The organism is Segatella copri, assembly GCF_002224675.1.
GTDB lineage: Bacteria > Bacteroidota > Bacteroidia > Bacteroidales > Bacteroidaceae > Prevotella > Prevotella copri_U.
Map to the genome: position 1 here is coordinate 135,293 of NZ_NMPZ01000009.1, position 16,976 is coordinate 152,268.

At 40.9% G+C, this 16,976-nt stretch carries 17 protein-coding genes and 1 pseudogene; 13 read left to right on the plus strand and 5 right to left on the minus strand.

Annotated elements, in window-relative coordinates; genetic code table 11:
* Nucleotides 1-79: 79 nt before the first annotated feature.
* A complete protein-coding gene (gene nhaD, locus CFT61_RS07490) occupies nucleotides 80-1,450 on the minus strand; it encodes a sodium:proton antiporter NhaD (RefSeq protein WP_089543829.1) in 1,371 nt (456 codons plus the stop codon).
* A gap of 371 nt (nucleotides 1,451-1,821) precedes the next feature.
* Between nhaD and CFT61_RS07495 the strand changes: the two genes are divergently transcribed.
* Both CFT61_RS07495 and CFT61_RS07500 read left to right on the plus strand, forming a co-directional pair.
* Nucleotides 1,822-2,958: an AAA family ATPase gene (locus tag CFT61_RS07495; RefSeq protein WP_089543830.1), complete on the plus strand. Its 1,137-nt coding sequence runs from the start codon at nucleotides 1,822-1,824 to the stop codon at nucleotides 2,956-2,958.
* Nucleotides 2,959-3,031: 73 nt separating this feature from the next.
* Nucleotides 3,032-3,931, plus strand: a complete 900-nt coding sequence (locus CFT61_RS07500; protein WP_089543831.1) for a hypothetical protein — start codon at nucleotides 3,032-3,034, stop codon at nucleotides 3,929-3,931.
* Between the two features lie 31 nt (nucleotides 3,932-3,962).
* Here CFT61_RS07500 and CFT61_RS07505 read toward each other — a convergent pair whose 3' ends face one another.
* The 4 genes from CFT61_RS07505 to CFT61_RS07525 all read right to left on the minus strand — a co-directional run bounded on the left by CFT61_RS07505 (nucleotide 3,963) and on the right by CFT61_RS07525 (nucleotide 7,803).
* Nucleotides 3,963-5,222, minus strand: a complete 1,260-nt coding sequence (locus CFT61_RS07505) for a type II toxin-antitoxin system HipA family toxin (RefSeq protein ID WP_089543832.1) — start codon at nucleotides 5,220-5,222, stop codon at nucleotides 3,963-3,965.
* Nucleotides 5,212-5,529 carry a helix-turn-helix domain-containing protein gene (locus CFT61_RS07510; protein WP_089543833.1) on the minus strand — a complete coding sequence of 106 codons (318 nt, stop codon included), beginning with the start codon at nucleotides 5,527-5,529 and terminating at the stop codon, nucleotides 5,212-5,214. The genes CFT61_RS07505 and CFT61_RS07510 overlap by 11 nt, the downstream gene beginning before the upstream one ends.
* A gap of 83 nt (nucleotides 5,530-5,612) precedes the next feature.
* Entirely contained in the window at nucleotides 5,613-6,431 is an 819-nt protein-coding gene (locus CFT61_RS07515; protein WP_089543834.1) for a carboxypeptidase-like regulatory domain-containing protein, read from the minus strand.
* A gap of 739 nt (nucleotides 6,432-7,170) precedes the next feature.
* Nucleotides 7,171-7,803 carry a nitroreductase family protein gene (locus CFT61_RS07525; RefSeq protein WP_089543857.1) on the minus strand — a complete coding sequence of 211 codons (633 nt, stop codon included), beginning with the start codon at nucleotides 7,801-7,803 and terminating at the stop codon, nucleotides 7,171-7,173.
* A gap of 286 nt (nucleotides 7,804-8,089) precedes the next feature.
* Here CFT61_RS07525 and CFT61_RS16570 point away from each other — a divergent pair, with 286 nt between their 5' ends.
* The 11 genes and pseudogenes from CFT61_RS16570 (at nucleotide 8,090) to CFT61_RS07580 (ending at nucleotide 16,509) form a co-directional block, all read left to right on the plus strand.
* The gene (locus tag CFT61_RS16570) at nucleotides 8,090-8,767 is read left to right on the plus strand and encodes a hypothetical protein (RefSeq protein ID WP_142990589.1); all 678 of its coding nucleotides are present in this window, start codon (nucleotides 8,090-8,092) and stop codon (nucleotides 8,765-8,767) included.
* Between the two features lie 297 nt (nucleotides 8,768-9,064).
* Nucleotides 9,065-9,496, plus strand: coding sequence for a nitroreductase family protein (locus CFT61_RS07535; protein ID WP_089543837.1), 432 nt, complete (start codon nucleotides 9,065-9,067; stop codon nucleotides 9,494-9,496).
* Between the two features lie 11 nt (nucleotides 9,497-9,507).
* Nucleotides 9,508-11,451, plus strand: coding sequence for a MutS-related protein (locus CFT61_RS07540; protein WP_089543838.1), 1,944 nt, complete (start codon nucleotides 9,508-9,510; stop codon nucleotides 11,449-11,451).
* 593 nt (nucleotides 11,452-12,044) lie between these two features.
* Nucleotides 12,045-12,269 (plus strand): hypothetical protein, encoded by a 225-nt coding sequence (locus CFT61_RS07545; protein ID WP_254918907.1) that lies wholly within the window; start codon nucleotides 12,045-12,047, stop codon nucleotides 12,267-12,269.
* A gap of 43 nt (nucleotides 12,270-12,312) precedes the next feature.
* Nucleotides 12,313-12,510 carry a hypothetical protein gene (locus tag CFT61_RS07550; RefSeq protein ID WP_089543839.1) on the plus strand — a complete coding sequence of 66 codons (198 nt, stop codon included), beginning with the start codon at nucleotides 12,313-12,315 and terminating at the stop codon, nucleotides 12,508-12,510.
* A gap of 40 nt (nucleotides 12,511-12,550) precedes the next feature.
* Complete coding sequence (locus CFT61_RS07555) at nucleotides 12,551-13,174, plus strand: XAC2610-related protein (protein WP_089543840.1); 624 nt, start codon at nucleotides 12,551-12,553, stop codon at nucleotides 13,172-13,174.
* Between the two features lie 53 nt (nucleotides 13,175-13,227).
* Nucleotides 13,228-13,575, plus strand: a complete 348-nt coding sequence (locus CFT61_RS07560; protein ID WP_142990590.1) for a hypothetical protein — start codon at nucleotides 13,228-13,230, stop codon at nucleotides 13,573-13,575.
* A gap of 35 nt (nucleotides 13,576-13,610) precedes the next feature.
* Nucleotides 13,611-13,784: pseudogene (locus CFT61_RS17255) on the plus strand (recombinase family protein); the annotation flags it as partial.
* Between the two features lie 29 nt (nucleotides 13,785-13,813).
* Entirely contained in the window at nucleotides 13,814-14,506 is a 693-nt protein-coding gene (locus CFT61_RS07570; RefSeq protein ID WP_089543843.1) for an XAC2610-related protein, read from the plus strand.
* 767 nt (nucleotides 14,507-15,273) lie between these two features.
* A complete protein-coding gene (locus CFT61_RS07575; RefSeq protein WP_194252904.1) occupies nucleotides 15,274-15,756 on the plus strand; it encodes an energy transducer TonB in 483 nt (160 codons plus the stop codon).
* Nucleotides 15,757-15,987: 231 nt separating this feature from the next.
* The gene (locus tag CFT61_RS07580) at nucleotides 15,988-16,509 is read left to right on the plus strand and encodes an immunoglobulin-like domain-containing protein (protein WP_142990591.1); all 522 of its coding nucleotides are present in this window, start codon (nucleotides 15,988-15,990) and stop codon (nucleotides 16,507-16,509) included.
* Nucleotides 16,510-16,976: the final 467 nt, after the last annotated feature.

Consider the following 16,976-nt stretch of genomic DNA (forward strand, 5'->3'; position numbering starts at 1 on the left):
GATATTTTTAACTAAAAATGAGACTTTGAGACTTTTTCTTCAAAAAAAACTTTTTCACGTAAGAGAAAAGTATTATCCTTTAGATAGCATAAAGGAAGGTGCGGATGAACCAGTAGCAAACGATACCTGCGATGTAACCTACGAAAGCAATCCAGGAGATGTGCTTCATATACCAGCCGAAGGTAATCTTCTCCAAGCCCATTACTACCACACCAGCGGCACTACCGATAATCAGCATAGAACCACCGACACCGGCACAGTAGGCCAGCAACTGCCAGAAGACACCATCCACAGCCATATCGCCAGCGGCTGCCACAGGATACATTCCCATACATCCGGCTACCAGAGGCACATTGTCAACAATACTTGAAAGCACACCGATGATACCAGTAACCAGGTAATGGTTGCCATCGAATACGACGTTCAAGCCCTGACCCAAAGCGGTCAATACGCCAATCTCAGCCAGGCAGGATACTGCCATCAGGATACCGAGGAAGAAGAGGATGGTACTCATATCAACACGAGAAAGCAACTTGGTTACTCGCTTCTGAGTGCCCTCAGCATCAGCTCCACGATGCAAACCGCGATAGAAAACTTCGGTAGCTGTCCAGAGAACGCCCAATACCAGGAGGATTCCTACGAATGGAGGCAAGTGGGTGATACTCTTGAAGATAGGAACGAAGATCAAACCGCCTACTCCCAACCAGAACACAGCCTTGCGCTGACCTTCGGTGAAATCGCTGACCGATGCATTCTGCTGGTCAGAAACCTCAGGCATCACGAGTTCGCCCTTCAACATGGTCTGAAGGATGAGGGCAGGAATCACCATGGAAACCACAGACGGGATGAAGATTTCGGCTATAACGCCGGCTGCGGTAATCAGTCCCTTGTTCCAGAGCATGATGGTGGTAACGTCGCCGATTGGTGAGAAGGCACCACCCGAATTGGCTGCGATGATGACGAGGGATGCATAAACCATGCGATCCTTGTGGTCGGTGACGAGCTTTCGGAGAATCATGATCATCACGATACTGGTGGTCAGATTGTCGAGGATTGCAGAGAGGAAGAAGGTAAGGATAGCGATACGCCAGAGGAGCGCACGCTTCGACTTGGTCTTCATCACCTTGCGAACCCAGTTGAATCCGCCGTTCTGGTCAACGATTTCCACGATGGTCATTGCACCCATCAGGAAGAAGAGTGTTGTGGCGGTATCGCCCAGATGTTCCTGGATGATTCCGGTCACTTTCTCCACCATTCCAGCAGCGCCGCCTGTATAATCAGGGTGCATCAACTGGAGATACTGCATTGGATCCACCATGTAGAGAGTCCAACAACCTACCAACATCAACAGGGCTATCGCAGCCTTGTTAACCTTAGTCAAGCTTTCGGTAGCTATGAGTGCATAGCCGAGCACGAAAACGACAATAATAGAAATTGTAAGTGTAGTCATTACTTCTTATTTTTTATTAGATATTCTTTTTTCCTTTAGATATGATTTGGTACTCACAATTGCCAAACGGTTGCAAAGATACAAAAAGAAAAGCAATAACCACCCTTTTCTATATTATATTTATATGAAATCGTTTACTTACTTACGGTTTTAACCTGATAACAACCGATTTCGACCTGTATGGTTGAAGCATTTCATAAATTTACACATGCTTGCAAAATTCGGGGAATCCAAAAATGACATCAGTATAACTAGTAAAAAGTTAATTAGTAATAAAGTTCTTACTAATATATCTCTTACCTAAAAGATTATTACTACCTTTGCATTACATAAAACATGTAACATAAAACATGGAATAGATATAAAACGTTATGGAACAGCTGAATAACCCATTTGTTATCTACGGATATAAGGGAGCAGAATACTTCTGCGACCGCAAGAAAGAGACGGAAGTCATCATGAAGGCTTTGCAGAATGAGCGTAACATCGTCCTCATCTCTCCTCGACGCATTGGAAAGACGGGACTCATACACCATGTCTTTGAGAACATCAGTAAGCAGGAGCCTGAAACGCATTGTTTCTATCTCGACATCAATGCCACAAGAAATCTGAGCCAATTCATCCAATTATTGGCAAAGACGGTTATCGGGAAGGTTGATACTTTCTCACAAACTGCCATGCGCAAGATTACCACTTTCTTTGCCGGCTACAAGCCTACGATGTCGTTTGATGAGATGACGGGAATCCCTACGTTCTCGATTACGGTTTCACCAAGCCAGCGCGAAGATTCCCTTAAACATATCTTCGAGTATCTGAAACAATCGGAGAAACGAATCTATATTGCCATAGACGAGTTCCAGCAGATAGCCGAATATCCCGAAGATGGCACAGAGGCCCTGCTACGCTCCTATATCCAGTTTTTGCCGAATGTATATTTCATCTTTGCAGGCAGTAAGCAGCACATGATGACCGACATGTTCCTGTCGGCAAAGCGCCCATTCTATCAGAGTTCGCAAATTCTCAACCTTCCTCTCATCAACCAGGATGAGTATCATCATTTTGCCAACAGATGGATGGGGACCCGGAATCTGACCATGGATCCTGATACCTTTGCCTATCTATATAATAAGGTGGATGGTCAAACCTGGTATATTCAGGATATTCTGAACCGACTCTATCAGAACGGAAAGGAAATAACGACAGCGGAAATAGATGATGTAACCCTGGAATTGGTGAACGAGCAGGAAGTGGCATTCGTGAATTACTACGATTCCCTTACAGACAATCAGGCTGCCCTTCTATCTGCCATTGCCCAGGATAAGGCTGTCACCTCCATTCTTTCGCAGGATTTCATCAGCCGCCACAACTTGCCTGCAGCCAGCAGCGTGAGTCTTGCTCTCAAGACGCTGATCAATAGAGAATTCATCTACAAGTACAATGGCAGCTATATCATCTACGACCGCTTCTTCGGGATGTGGTTGAGGAAGAACTGCGCAGCCTCCCTGTAGAAGCAACAGCTCATATAAACACATCATTAAGTATTCTTTTTAAAGCATCATCAATATGAAACATCATCATTATATGAAATATCTATTTGTGCTTCTCCTCTTCCTTCCTACCAGTCTCATAGCGCAGAACAAGGAAGAGAAGATGCCTGGACATATCACAAAAATACAGAAACTGGAGGATGTGAACGTAACAGGGAATCGTCCTCACTTCATCAGACTTAAGGGATATTATCGCAGTTACCAGACCAACGACTCTGTAATGAAATACTTCAACGACGGCATCGTGGAGTATTACATCAACCTGAAGAATGGAAAGACGGATCTCAATGCCTATTCCAAAAGAAATCTTCACAACAGCCGACTCGTTTCCGAAGACAAGAAACGAGCATTCATGGTCAGCGACGAAGGAACCTTCCGACCTTGGCCGGAAGGGAAGACACTTATTGAGCAATATCGAAAGAAATATCAGCTGAAAGATTCACTGGGCTCTCAACTCGTCCTGCTCAATCAGCAGACAATAGGCAGTATTCAAACAGACAGCAGTCGGAATATCTGTCAGATAGAAATCAACCAGCTTCCTACCTACAAGAATCTGACGCACCAGCTTTTCGGTTATACCCAGACAGATATCTACGACCATGTGGTGGAAACCTATCAGATAAGTCCTGAAGATTACTATTCCTTCAAGGACCTGCTCTTCCAGAAATCAGACAACAGCTATCTTTTCTCTCATAAGAAAGACAAGCAGCAGCAACTCATCCATGTGATTACCGAGCTATATATCACGGAAAAGGAGTATGTAGAAAAGAAGCAATCCATCAAACCGGATTCTTCTACTCCCAAAGAATCAGCTGCCGCCATTACCGATTTCTGCATCAGAAACAAGATACCTTCCTTGCCTGAAGCAACAGAGCAGGAGATGCAGCAGTTGACTCCCTATAATCCTGCAAACATGAAAGAAATAAAGGAGTAAGGGAGCTAAAAATATTGCCTGATGAAATCGCTTACTTACGGATTTCTTCCAAAACCCGTTCTATTTTGCGTATCCAGTGCTCATCGATTCCCACTTTTTCGGCATAAGACTTGAAATTCATCACCACGTCTTCCACTTCTTCTATGATATTAGAAGCATTTCTGATATCCTGTCTTTGTGCAAAAAGCATCAAATCCTGCTTCGTTATATTCTTTCGCTTGCCAAGAATCGTAAGTTCATGGTTACGATAGAAATGCGAATCAGGATCGGCGGAAAACACGATGTCGTAAGCTGGCGATATATGCCATTCTCCATTGGGATACATCACAAATGAGAAGTTCTTGGTATGGTCATCAACATTCTCTGCAAGAACATTAAACACCATTCTTCTATACTGCTGGGTTTGCTCTTCTGCAGACAATTTCAGTTTTCTACCCACCACAAACAAATCTTCGTAAGTATCAGCCAAGGAACTCATGGCAGCTAAAGTCTGAGTATATATTTTTCTGCCCTCTACCCTATCAAAGCGCTGGGTAAGGAAATTCTGGGTTCCTTCAATCTCAACCAAACGAGAAGGCATCATGTTGATACCGGCATCCTTGGCCATCAGATAATAAGCCATCTCTACCCTGGTAAACGGAAGTTCATTTTTCCTGCTTGTATCAAACTTCAATATATAGTGCTTAAAGTTAGACGGCAAATCGGCTTGGCCAGAACGAATAATACCTGTAGCCTCATCCATACCGATAATAGCCTTAGGACGCTGACCGCCAGCGGAAGTTCCCACCTTGTACAAATCTTCCATAATAAGACTGTTGCTCATATCAATGTTCACATCCTGCCTGTCCAGAAATATCTTATTGGCAAGTTCATAAAGTGAAGCCAACTCGATATTTACAGATGCATCCTCCTGGATATGAGCAGGCTGAAATTCCAAGGCACCCATTGCTCTCTTACCGATAAAAGACAGTCTATCCACTGCATTTACCATTTTGGATTGCAGATGATTGGCTTCCATCCATTTCTCGAAGACCACATTTCCCCAATGGTCAGGCAGAGAATCTGCTATGAACTCAGGCAAACCGGCATATAGTTTTTCTCTGTTTCCTGACATAGGGAAAGTTCTTTGTACATAAACAGAATCCAACGGCGCAACCAATGGTGCAATATTCCATCCATACTGCATAAAATCCTGGTCGAATTGAAAGACAGAGCAGCCCCGCTTGTCATCCCAAGACAACAAGCCTACATTCTTATCCCACAAATTCACCTGCACAACATTATCTTTCATGTCTTACCCTTTCCTTCTTTTCATTCATTTTCTTCACTTGGCTAGGCAGAATTGGCAGTGGCGGCAAGAGTTTCTCTGCTTCCTGCAGGAATCCAATGCTCCTCAACAGAGAAAGAATAGTGCCAAAGCCTATGTTCTTAGCTTCGCCTTTTTCAAACTGGCTAATGGTGAAAATGCTCACACCAGCCTTTACAGCCACCTCTTTCTGAGTGAGATTGCTGAACAGACGATATTGCTTGAATCGTCCTCCTAATTCAGATATAATCTCAGAATTAGACTTTGCCTCTATACCATATTCCGTAATCATGCTGCAAATGTAGTTATTTCTTTATTTATCGCCAAATATAGGGTTAAATATTTAAATATCTTTAGTTATTGCAATAAAATATGTTACTGAAGATGCTTTGCGGATATACCATAAAGAGAAACGCCCAAGGTTACTGGCAAATTCTTTTTTCTATCTGTACACAGATTTCTTACGCAGCCCTTCTTGAAATAAGCAGGAAAATGAATTTCACCATTACCGCTACTTGCCATAACAGCTACACCTATATAATATTTATGATTGCGCTCCAGCTTCAACGGTTCTTCTATCCAAACAGATAAATCCTTCTTATCTGAAATTTCGGATAATCGGACGTACAAAGGTCGATGCTGTACAGGCACAAAAACTGTTCCCTTTACTTCATAAATGATTAAACGAATTGTGCATAAAGCAAAAGTACATTTTTGTACTCGCAACTTGGCAGTTTTCACATAATAGTCTTTATTTACAACAAATAAGGGACCCGTTTCATATTTCGTGCTTCTAACGTTATGAAATGCAACATCACCTGGTGCCCGAACTCCTTTCCCAAGAATGCCTTCCTGCTTTTTACCGGAAACAACAGTTACATCAGACAAATCACAGGTCTTTTCCTTCAACGTAAGTTGCAGCGAAGTCTTTTTGCTATATACATCATAAGGAATTTTACTGGTCTGATAACTGATATGACTAATCACAAGTTCCTGTTTCATACCATCGGGCACCACCAGAGAGAAATTTCCTTCCTTGTCAGATACCGCATAAATACTATCTACATATACGCTAGCGAATTCAACGTTCTTACCAAATTCATCCACAACATGTCCTTTTATAGTCTTATTTGCAGCAATACATGCCAAAGACATGAACTCACAGACAATCAGAATAAATATAAATCTCCTCATATTCTTTGCTTTAAAATTTTATGTTTATATGTATAGCATCGTCCTCCCAATTCTGATATAATCTCAGAATTAGACTTTGCCTCTATACCATATTCCGTAATCATGCTGCAAATATAGTAATTTCTATATTTATCTCAAAACATCAGGTTAAATGTTTAAACTTTTTTAGTTGTTACAATAGAAAATGTTACTAAAGATGCTTTGCAGATATACCATAAAGAAAAACGCCCAAGGTTACTGGCAAATTCTTTTTCCTATCTGTACACAGATTTCTTACGCAGCCCTTCTTGAAATAAGCAGGAAAATGAATTTCGCCATTACCGCTACCTGCCATAACAGCTATACCTATATAATATTTATGATTGCGCTCCAGCTTCAATGGTTCTTCTATCCAAACTGATAAATCCTTCTTATCTGAAATTTCGGATAATCGGACGTACAAAGGTTGATACTGTACAGGCACAAGACTTGTTCCCTTTACTCAAGTTTCGCATGTAAGCCCCCACACGCCCTGAAAGGGCAGAAGCTCCTAGCCCTGAAAGGGCATCGCCCTGGGTGCTTATGAATGCAAACCTGTCGCTCTGTAAGGACAAAAGCTTTCAAATACCTGGCAATATACAAAGCTTTTGCCCTTCTATTGAGAACTTGCCCTTTCATATTTTGCCTACATGTTTCAAAAAGATGCATATCTATCTTCAAACGTTGATGTCCTGAAACAGGACATCAACCTTCATTTGTCTTAATCCATGAACTTGATCATGTCCTGGTGTCTTGGCTTTGCCTCCGGCGATTCGTCAGGATAACCCAGGGCGATGCAGTAGAGCAGTTTGTAATTCTTGGAGAATGCCATACGGTCGAGGTAAGGCTTGGCTGACGGCGAATCCAATATCCAACGGGCAGAACTGCCCAGGCAGCAGGAGCCGATGCCCTTTGCCCATGCTGCAAGAATGATATTCTCGCCAAGCAAACCGCAATCAATCTGCGCCATATCATAAGTCGTATCGTAGGCGATGCAAACCACGCATGGAGCATTCACGAAGATGTTCTTGAAGCCCTTGCGCTCGGCTATCTTAGGATTATCCTTTACCACGGCTTGGGTTATCGAATCGATGATGGCAGGAGAATCTATCACTCTGATTTCATACGACTGCAGGTTCTGACCGTTTGGCGCATGGATGCCGCATTTCAGAATCTCGTTCAGGGTATCGCGGCTGATTGCGGAATCCTTGTAAGCACGGATGCTTCTGCGACTCATCATCAAATCGGTTACCACACTTGCAGAATCAACGCTGGTCGTTGCTTCCGGCTGTCTGTTCTCATTGCAAGCAGTTAACATCAGTGCAGCTGCCAATCCTAAAAAAAACTTCTTCATATTATTCATGATTAAACTTATATGATTAAACTTATATTGATAATTAGTATTTATCTATGTAGCGTTATTAGTATATAACGTGCAAAGATAGCAACAAATATTGATATCCAAGAAGATACGTTATGCTTTTTAAGAGTTTTTATCGGTCTCTCTGCCATTCTTTTAACAAGTATATATCATAGCCAAACATTTTCCACCTATTTTGCTAGAATCTCCCAAAAACTTCGTATCTTTGCAATAGCTTTATGCAAGATAAGCTGTTTATAAAATCATCAAACGTAGAATTATGGAAAGAAAAAGTCATTCTATAAATATAAATCGCATTGCACAATATGCCATGTATGCATATTGCATTTTCGCATTGTTTTCGCTGGCATTTTCTGTTTGCAGACAAGCGGACTTATCCTTCAGAACAAGTCCCATCCTGATTCCATTAAGTCCCATCCTGGTTACCATCAAGCAACTGGTCTTGCAGCTCGCCCCTATAGCTTTATGGGGAATATTCCGCTACACGCTACCGGCAGGCGTAAAATTGCTACGACGCTGCAGCGAGTTGATGGTACTTTACTATGTGCTCTCATTCATCCTGGGCCAATGCTTCAATCTTCATCTCGTAAAGATGATGCAGAACGGACAGATTACCCAAATGGCTTCCATACTCACCTGGACAGAAAGCACGACGGGCCTGATTTCCGTCATCGCCTCCCTGGTAGCCGGCTGTCATCTGTGCAGCAAGCACAGGGGCAACATGCGCAAACTGGGCATAGCCCTTGTCCTGGTTTTCATCGCATGGCTGCTATGCTCGAATCTCCTCCCTGCGGCAGTGTTTTATCTGGCAGGCAACACCCAGCAGGCAGCCTTCACCTGCATGAATCTCATCAGTATGATAACCACAACATCGGCTTATATATACGCATACTATAGAATGTATCGGGCGATAAAAACTATAGGATGTATCGGGTAATAAAACTAAATAAATACAAATTCTCGGATATACAGTTTTACAGAAAGTGTTATCAGTTCTACAGAAAGAAATTTGCAATGCACTGCAAATTTTACCAAGGAACACAAGAAATTTGCAATGCACTGCAAATTTACCGAAAAACTTTCGTATATTTGCAGCGCATTTCATTTTTAGCAATCAAGATAGAATGCAAAATGAATAGCAAAGTGAATAAATAGAACATAAAGAGAATATGTGCTCGACTGGCTTATGGAATGCTATGATTCGACTAAAAAATAAGACTCACATAGAAAAGCAATGATGGAAAAGAATCAGATTTTTGAAAATATCATGAGCCGTACATCGGTGAGAAGCTATACAGACATGCCACCGCTCGCCATTGTGGTTTGCGGATGTCTGGACAAGACACTGGAAGGCATCGAGCAGGAGTTCTGGATTCAAGACTGTTCGGCTGCCACGGAGAACATCCTGCTCATGGCTCACGGCTTGGGACTTGGTGGAGTATGGACAGCCCTCTATCCCCTGAAAGAACGATACGAGGGAATGCAGCAACTGCTGCATCTGCCCAAGACGATGATTCCGCTCAACACCCTTATCATCGGATATCCGAAGAATCAGGTGGCAGCAAAGGATAAGTGGAAAGAGGAAAATATTTCCTATAATAAATTGGATGGAGAAAAATTCATAATACAAGAGAAAGAAGAAGAAATAGGAAAAGAAGAAAAATAATAATAAGGAGTATGAATATCAAGGAGAATTATCAACAATATGTAAGCCGATATGCTTCTGAGGTGGCTGCCCTGAAGCGTAAGAATACGGGATTTATAACAGAAGAGCTGCTGGCTTTCGGCGGCATCCTCGCCTTCCTGATCTGCTATTTCGCATTGGATGGAGATACGCAGAACTATCTGTTGGGGGCGGTGTTGTGCCTGATTGCCTATCTGGGTATCAGAAGACTTGACGACAAAAATAAGGAGAAGATAGAGCATCTTTCGGCTTTGCTCAAGGTTTATCAGGACGAAATCAAGGCTTTGGAGGGCGATTTCTCACCTTTCGAGACGGGCGATTCCTATCAGAATCCGCAGCATCCTTATTCCTTCGACCTCGATGTCTTCGGCAAGAGTTCGCTGTTCAACCGCATCTGCCGAACCATCACATCGGGCGGTTCGGAGGCACTCGCCAGGAATCTTACCCGGGATACGCCTCTGAATATGGAAGATATCAAAAGAAGAAGAGAGTTGCAGAAGGAATTGGCGGGAGAAGGCGAAAACTGGCGAATGGAATTCCTGGCACTTGGCGAAAAGAACAGAAGCCAAACTGCGGATGGCAAAATGGTGAATGGCAAGATGAAGAAGATTGATTCTGCTGCGGTGGTAGATGCGATGCAGAAGGTTTCGAAGATGGAGGTGCCGGCATGGTTTGGATCACCGGTTTCGCTCGTTATCGGATGGCTGCTGATTATCGGAGTCATCGGTTCCGTGATTTTATCGATATGCGATATGGTTTCGGTGAATTTCGCCCTGTGGTGGGTGTTGGTTCAATACATGGTGGTGTTCTTTGTCTGCAAGCAGACACTTGACAAGATAGACAGCAATGGCGGCAAGCTTCGACATCAGCTCATCGCCTATGCCCAGATACTTCAGCTTATCAACAGGCGCAATTTCCATAGCGAATTAGGCAAGGAGATGCAGAATTCCCTGGCAGATGCCCTGCCTTCCTTTGCCCAACTGGAAAAGATATTGAAGGGGTATGACAGAAGAGGCAACTTCCTGGGTCTTTTCTTCACCGATGCCTTCATGCTGAGCGATTTCTTCCTGGTTCGCAGTTTCCTGAAATGGAAGAATACCTATATGATGAAGATGGAGGAATGGATGCATATCATCAGCGAGATGGATGCAATGGTTTCGATGGCGGATTTCAGATATAATCATCCGGAGGCGGAAGAGGCGGAATTTGTTTCTGGAAGTCCGGAAGCAGATACCGAAAGCGATGTTTCTGAAAATGCAGGAATCGGAAGTCCGGAAATCGTGTTCGAGGGAAAGAATCTCTATCATCCTTTCCTGGGTGCCAAGGCGGTGAAGAACGATTTCACCATCAAGGACGACAACTATTATATCATCACCGGAGCCAACATGGCGGGAAAAAGTACCTTCCTGCGTTCGCTGGGCGTGAACTATATCCTGGCGATGGCGGGTATGCCGGTATTTGCGGATCAACTGAAGATTTCACGTTTCAGATTGTTCTCGAGCATGAGAACCACCGATGATTTGACGCACGGCATCTCTTATTTCAATGCAGAATTGATTAGATTGGAGGAACTTCTGAAGTTCTGCAAGGAAAGTGCAGAGGGAAAGTTCTACAAGGAAAGTATAGCGGGCAATAAGGAATCACTCCGAACGCTGATTATTCTGGATGAGATTCTGAAGGGAACGAATTCATTGGATAAGCTGAATGGTTCGAGAAAGTTCCTCGAAGCCATCGCCAAGCAGCCGGTGAGCGGCATTATTGCTACCCACGATTTGGAACTCTCCAAGATGGAGAATGATGCATCAGGCAAATTCCACAACTATTGTTTCGAGATAGATTTGGGCACGGATGTTACCTATACTTATAAGATACAGAAGGGCGTGGCAAGAAACCAGAATGCCACCTTCTTGCTGAATAAGATTCTGGAGAAATATTAGAATAAAAAGAGAAACTCCCGATAATTTGATCAGTTTCAAATTATCGGGAGTTTTCCTTTTAAATTAACGAATCTAACTCGCTCTAAATTGGACTTTGATTGAAAATCAAGAAGTTGGGCGTTTGCCTATATTATATAGGTAACAATATGGAAACGAGCGGACTTCTGCTCGTTTCTGTATTTTGCAATATGCAAAGAACGCATCAATTCGGGGACAAAGATACGATATTTTCCTTAATATCCCATAATTTGCAAGAAGAGAAACATAGAAATTAGGACTTTTTTACATGAAATCTCAATTTGTAAACATAACCCCATCATAAAAAATGAATAGCAAGTATTCCTGCTGAGTTTATCAAATCAGGACCATTGTTGTTGATGACAACTCTACCATCAGCTCATATATACCTTTCCGACACAAGCATATAGTGCTTTCATTTGTAAAATGATGTAATCCTAAGCAATAAACTTTAGCAATCTTCGTTCTTTTATTAAACCCCAAAATAAGAACATATGTATGTATCATCAAGACAAGGATATAAACCTCCTGTAAAATCAACAGGAAAAGTCAAAGAATATACACATTTTGCTTCTTTGAAGTATTGCAACGGTGCGGAGACGTCCTACACCTACGACCCACAGCGTCGCAGATTACAGAACCTCACCGTGAACAGTGGTGGCAACGCCATTATGGACAATGCCTATACCTACGATGCGGTGAGCAATGTGCTCAGCGTGGTAAATGGTGCGTCAGTTCCACAGAGTGGCAAGGCTGGCGGACAGATGGCGCATACCAATACATACTCTAACAGTAGCTAAGGCTCGGAATATTTCGACCAAGCTTACGTATGCAGGAGCTGTTTTGACAGGAGCTGATATACTCCTTTCTGGAGAGATTAAGCCTTCACATTTAATAAATGGAGCTATGCTTGGTGTTTCAACAACTGGTGTTGGAACTATTATTGCTGGAGTATGGTTTATAGCAGGCTATGGTACAATGAGAATTAATTATATTTTTACAGGAGAAGCTAAAGGCATAAGTGATATTTATCTTATATAAGAAAATTAACGCAATGAAATGATCAAAATATTTAAAGACAATGAAAAGAATTATCGATAGTACATTAGTAATACTTTCTTTGATGTTGATCTTCGGTTGCAAGGAAAGTAAGGTGGGGCAGGGAAACCCTACCAAAGACAGCATGTCTATTGACACCGATAGTGTGATTTCGGGCAAAGTCTTTAACAAGCAAGATATTGCATCGGAAGATACGCTTAACGCTGTTATAAGAACACAATCTCCCAAGTCCAAGGATTTCGATTTTGAAGTATTTATTATGCGAGGGGAGAAAACTGTACAAATTATACCTTTCTCTTATCCAAAGGACGATACTTTTGACCCAAATGGTGGCCGGAAGGATAGCTGTCTGATGGCTGATGTGACGTTTGATGGCAATAAAGATCTGTTGGTATATTTGGGACAATTCGGAAATCAAGGTGTGGAATATTGGGATGCTTATGTCTGGAATGAAGTCAAGCAGAAGTTCTTGTTTGTTCCATCATTCCATGATATTCCCAATCCTACGCTTAACGAAAAAGAAAAGATTATAGAATCTTTCAGCCGTGGTTCTGCCGTTGATTATGAGTTTGGAAAATGGAAGTTCGAGAAAGGAGTGTTTGTACAAAAAGAACTTCTGTCACACCCTCCGAGAGAGTGTGAGTAGTGTTATTCTCCGTTCATCACCACTTCATGGCCTCCTTGGGAAGCAACAACTTCGTGCTTTTTCTAAAGGTATGGATTCAAAAAACAGACGCAACAAGTGATAAAAAGATAGGGAACGCAGTGCGTTGCCTATCTTCGTTTCTATTACTTGCCGATGCAGACAGTGAAGGAAATACACGTATGGAGGGAGTTCTTAACATCCAACAAAATGCTGATAATACAGAAGTTTGGTATTTGTTGCCTTTCAAAGATTATAGAGCAGTTGTCTTGGCTACATTCTATAGTGACGGTGAGAGTATCTTTAAAGATGTGACAGATAATTATAAGAAGACTTATCCTCACATTAAAAAGGTCGAGCTACAAGCCATTTGTGCTATAGAGAAATTGAAGCCGGACAAATAATTGATAGAAGTAAGTTACATTTATATCTGAATAAATTGCAACATTGTGGCATTAACCTCTACATTCAAAAGGAACAGCTTATATTGTTGGACGATGAAGGGCATCCGTCCCTTTTTGCTCCTATAATGATAGCCACGCTTTCGACCTGTGCGCAATTGGAGCGTGATAATATCTCATTCCGATTACAGTCAGGAAGGAAGCGGTTTATATCTTTGTCGCAATAAAAATAAAAAGAAGTATGAAAAAGATAGTTTTTATTTTACTCATTTTTTGTAGTTTTCTTGTAGTATGGGGATGCTATAAGAATAAAACGAAATGTGTTCCACAGAAAGAAGCAACTTCTGATTCTTCTATGAGAAGTAATGACGACACTCTAAGCCTTATGATAGAGCATGAGGTTGACGATGTTGATTATGGAGTGATTATAAAACGTGGCGACAAGACCATTCATCGCTTCGGATACAAATATCCTGAAGATGATGATCTTGTACCAAATGAAGAACGTATTGATAGTTGTCTGTTGACTGACTTGAATTTTGACGGTATAAAAGAAGATGTGCTGTTTTATTTGGGTAGCTTTGGTGCTTCTGGCACTGAACATTTTGATGCATATGTTTGGAATCCTAATACTGAGCATTATGACAAAATTGAAGAATTCAAAGATATTCCAAACCCCAAAATCAGCGACAAATACAAGTGTATTCTTTCAAGAGTGTATGTTTCTTCCGCAGAGAACGAATATGCAAAATATGTATGCTCCAATGGACATCTCATTAAGGTTGCCGAATTGAGACAATATTGGAAAGGGAACATTTATCCAGAGCGAGACAGGGCTGTTTATGAAGAGCATTTTGTTAAAGCTAATGTTTGGAAGAGAAACTTGAAACTAAATCAAATTAGCGATTTCTGGAAACCGGTCGTACCGTTTTGATTATATCCAATTGGAGTTGGTGGGGTCATATAAAAATAAAAGGAATTATGGGCAAATATCGCTTTCCATAATTCCTTTCTAATATTTTTTCTTTTTAATGAATTGTAGATATTACCTTTTTCCTATTATTAAAAATATATATGCGTCCGTTCTCTATGCTTGTTACCTTTTTTCCAGACAAATCATATATCTGTTCTCCCTTTTGTGGGCTTATTGTAATGTTATCGACTCCTGTTGTCGGGAAATCATCCGTTTAAGGGGTAAATACGGTGCAACGAGTTAAGCGATTAAAAATACACAATCATAGCAATAAAACTATTGATTTTACGTTCTTTTCAAAAAGGGTTTGTGCAATAGTGGCTTAAAGGCTAAAAGCACTACCTTTGAATGCTGTTAAATATGGTAATGTTCAAAGTCACAATTTGTGATATTGGAAAAATGAATATAAATATGACAGATAAAATAGAAAAAAAGGAGAGCAGCGAACTGTGTATATCACATAGGTGCATCCATTAAGGACTTAGGCAAAAAGTGTTTTGGTTTCTCCAAGATGGCAACAAAATAGTTCAAAGAGCGAATCGCCCCACTTTGGGGCTATATTTGGGCTACAGGAGGCATTTTCACGTTGCATAAACAACTCGTTCGCCAACTGGTTGTCAGAGTTAGTTAACGCCGAGGATTGCATAAAGGCTTTCCAAGACATATGTTTAATTCAAATTTAATCCACTTTTAAAGTGGAGTCATGGATAAAATCATATAGAATAAAGATGAAGGAATTAGTGGGTATTATATTATTGACAGTTTTGGTAGTATTTGGTTCATGCAACTCCAATACTAATGTGTCTCTTGTGGGAACATCTCCGCAACTATTTGGTGTACGCCAAGTAAGCTCAGGTAATCCTGGCTATAGAAATAGAGAGTTGTTCATAAACGAATTGGAAAAAAAGTGTAAATATCCTATTGAGTTTCAAAAAAATAATTTGGAAGCATACGTTGCTGTTGAATACACGACAGACCAACGAGGATATATTGTTAAAAAAAAAGTGGTTGCTTGCGACAATAAAAAATTCAAAAAGATAACATTGGATATATTCGACGAAGTTAAAACTCTTAAAATAGCCACAACAGAGAAAATAGATACAATCTACTTCCAATACAAGATACAAGGTTCACCAACTTTAATCCATTCAAAAGTAGATGTCAAGATTATCGGCTATGGCAGCAATAATAAATCAATTTTAATGAAGTAACTCGATTTATCATAATTCACTACTGTCCAATAAAAAAGGCAATTCAAATACACGTTCTTCTTCAAGTGGGAATGGTTTTGGTTCTTTTGGAAGTGGAAGCAATAGTAGTAGTCAGGATTTTAATAGATGATTGTTTATGAAGAAACTGTTAATAATAAAGCCAAAACAAAATAGGTTAGTGATAGTGACCTTTGTAATTTTCATTTTTGTCTAACATAAAAAATAATGAGTATGAAAATTAATTTTATTTTTTTGCTAGGATGCATGATTGCATGTTTATTGTTTCTTTCTTGCTCTGTTGGGGATAAAAGTAATAGTCAAGTAACGGAAGCAAGTGCTTTAACTAGTAATGTGCAAGAGAATAAATCCGAGCAAGAGACCAAAACAGCAAAAGAGACCAACTCTGTACAAGGAAACCTTGGCTTGGAACTCTCGCAGACGCATTTTACGAATAAACCTCAAGTTGTTACGTTGACTATAACCAACAATTCACCATGGACTTGTATCGTTGGTTATGAGTACTTTATCGAGAAGGAAAATAAAGGTTGGAAAAAGATTCCATTGAAGAATGCTGCCTTTATAGAGATAGGTCTTGGCATCCGACCAAACACTGCCAGAAAATTTCAAATTGATCTGGGCAATGTACGTCAGAAATATACGAAAGGGACATATCGCATTGGGAAGAAAATGAGAATAGAGACAACAGAAGGCTACAGAGATACAACGGGTTACTGCTCGTTCAACGTCTTATAATTAATGCCACTTTGCGCACTAAAAGGTGTGTGAAGTGGCATTGTTGTTTATGAAACTATTGTAAAGAAGTTTCCTCAGGATTAAAATATAATAATTCTTGTGGAACGATAGAATATAGAGGGGAGAAATTAATCTAACTCGCTCTAAATTGGACTTTGATTGAAAATCAAGAAGTTGGGCGTTTGCCTATATTATATAGGTAACAATATGGAAACGAGCGGACTTCTGCTCGTTTCTGTATTTTGCAATATGCAAAGAACGCCTTAATTCGGGGACAAAGATACGATATTTTTCTAAATCTCGCATAGCTTACAAGGAGAAAAACTTGGAAATTAGAACTTTTTACGTTAAAATCCATATTTGACAAGCAGATTTTGAAGAAAATATTTGGAGTTTCCAATAAAAAAGAGTATTGTTTGCAGCAACAAATCCCACCACGCCTCTCAACGATGCGTACCACGGTGGGA

Excerpts from the sequence above, each read along its gene's own strand:
- CFT61_RS07515 (WP_089543834.1), bottom strand. The coding sequence starts at position 6,431 with ATGAGGAGATTTATATTTATTCTGATTGTCTGTGAGTTCATGTCTTTG.
- CFT61_RS07535 (WP_089543837.1), top strand. The coding sequence starts at position 9,065 with ATGATGGAAAAGAATCAGATTTTTGAAAATATCATGAGCCGTACATCG.
- nhaD (WP_089543829.1), bottom strand. The coding sequence starts at position 1,450 with ATGACTACACTTACAATTTCTATTATTGTCGTTTTCGTGCTCGGCTAT.
- CFT61_RS07575 (WP_194252904.1), top strand. The coding sequence starts at position 15,274 with ATGAAGGAATTAGTGGGTATTATATTATTGACAGTTTTGGTAGTATTT.
- CFT61_RS07555 (WP_089543840.1), top strand. The coding sequence starts at position 12,551 with ATGAAAAGAATTATCGATAGTACATTAGTAATACTTTCTTTGATGTTG.
- CFT61_RS16570 (WP_142990589.1), top strand. The coding sequence starts at position 8,090 with ATGGAAAGAAAAAGTCATTCTATAAATATAAATCGCATTGCACAATAT.
- CFT61_RS07500 (WP_089543831.1), top strand. The coding sequence starts at position 3,032 with ATGAAATATCTATTTGTGCTTCTCCTCTTCCTTCCTACCAGTCTCATA.
- CFT61_RS07540 (WP_089543838.1), top strand. The coding sequence starts at position 9,508 with ATGAATATCAAGGAGAATTATCAACAATATGTAAGCCGATATGCTTCT.
- CFT61_RS07570 (WP_089543843.1), top strand. The coding sequence starts at position 13,814 with ATGAAAAAGATAGTTTTTATTTTACTCATTTTTTGTAGTTTTCTTGTA.
- CFT61_RS07525 (WP_089543857.1), bottom strand. The coding sequence starts at position 7,803 with ATGAAGAAGTTTTTTTTAGGATTGGCAGCTGCACTGATGTTAACTGCT.
- CFT61_RS07510 (WP_089543833.1), bottom strand. The coding sequence starts at position 5,529 with ATGATTACGGAATATGGTATAGAGGCAAAGTCTAATTCTGAGATTATA.
- CFT61_RS07505 (WP_089543832.1), bottom strand. The coding sequence starts at position 5,222 with ATGAAAGATAATGTTGTGCAGGTGAATTTGTGGGATAAGAATGTAGGC.
- CFT61_RS07495 (WP_089543830.1), top strand. The coding sequence starts at position 1,822 with ATGGAACAGCTGAATAACCCATTTGTTATCTACGGATATAAGGGAGCA.
- CFT61_RS07580 (WP_142990591.1), top strand. The coding sequence starts at position 15,988 with ATGAAAATTAATTTTATTTTTTTGCTAGGATGCATGATTGCATGTTTA.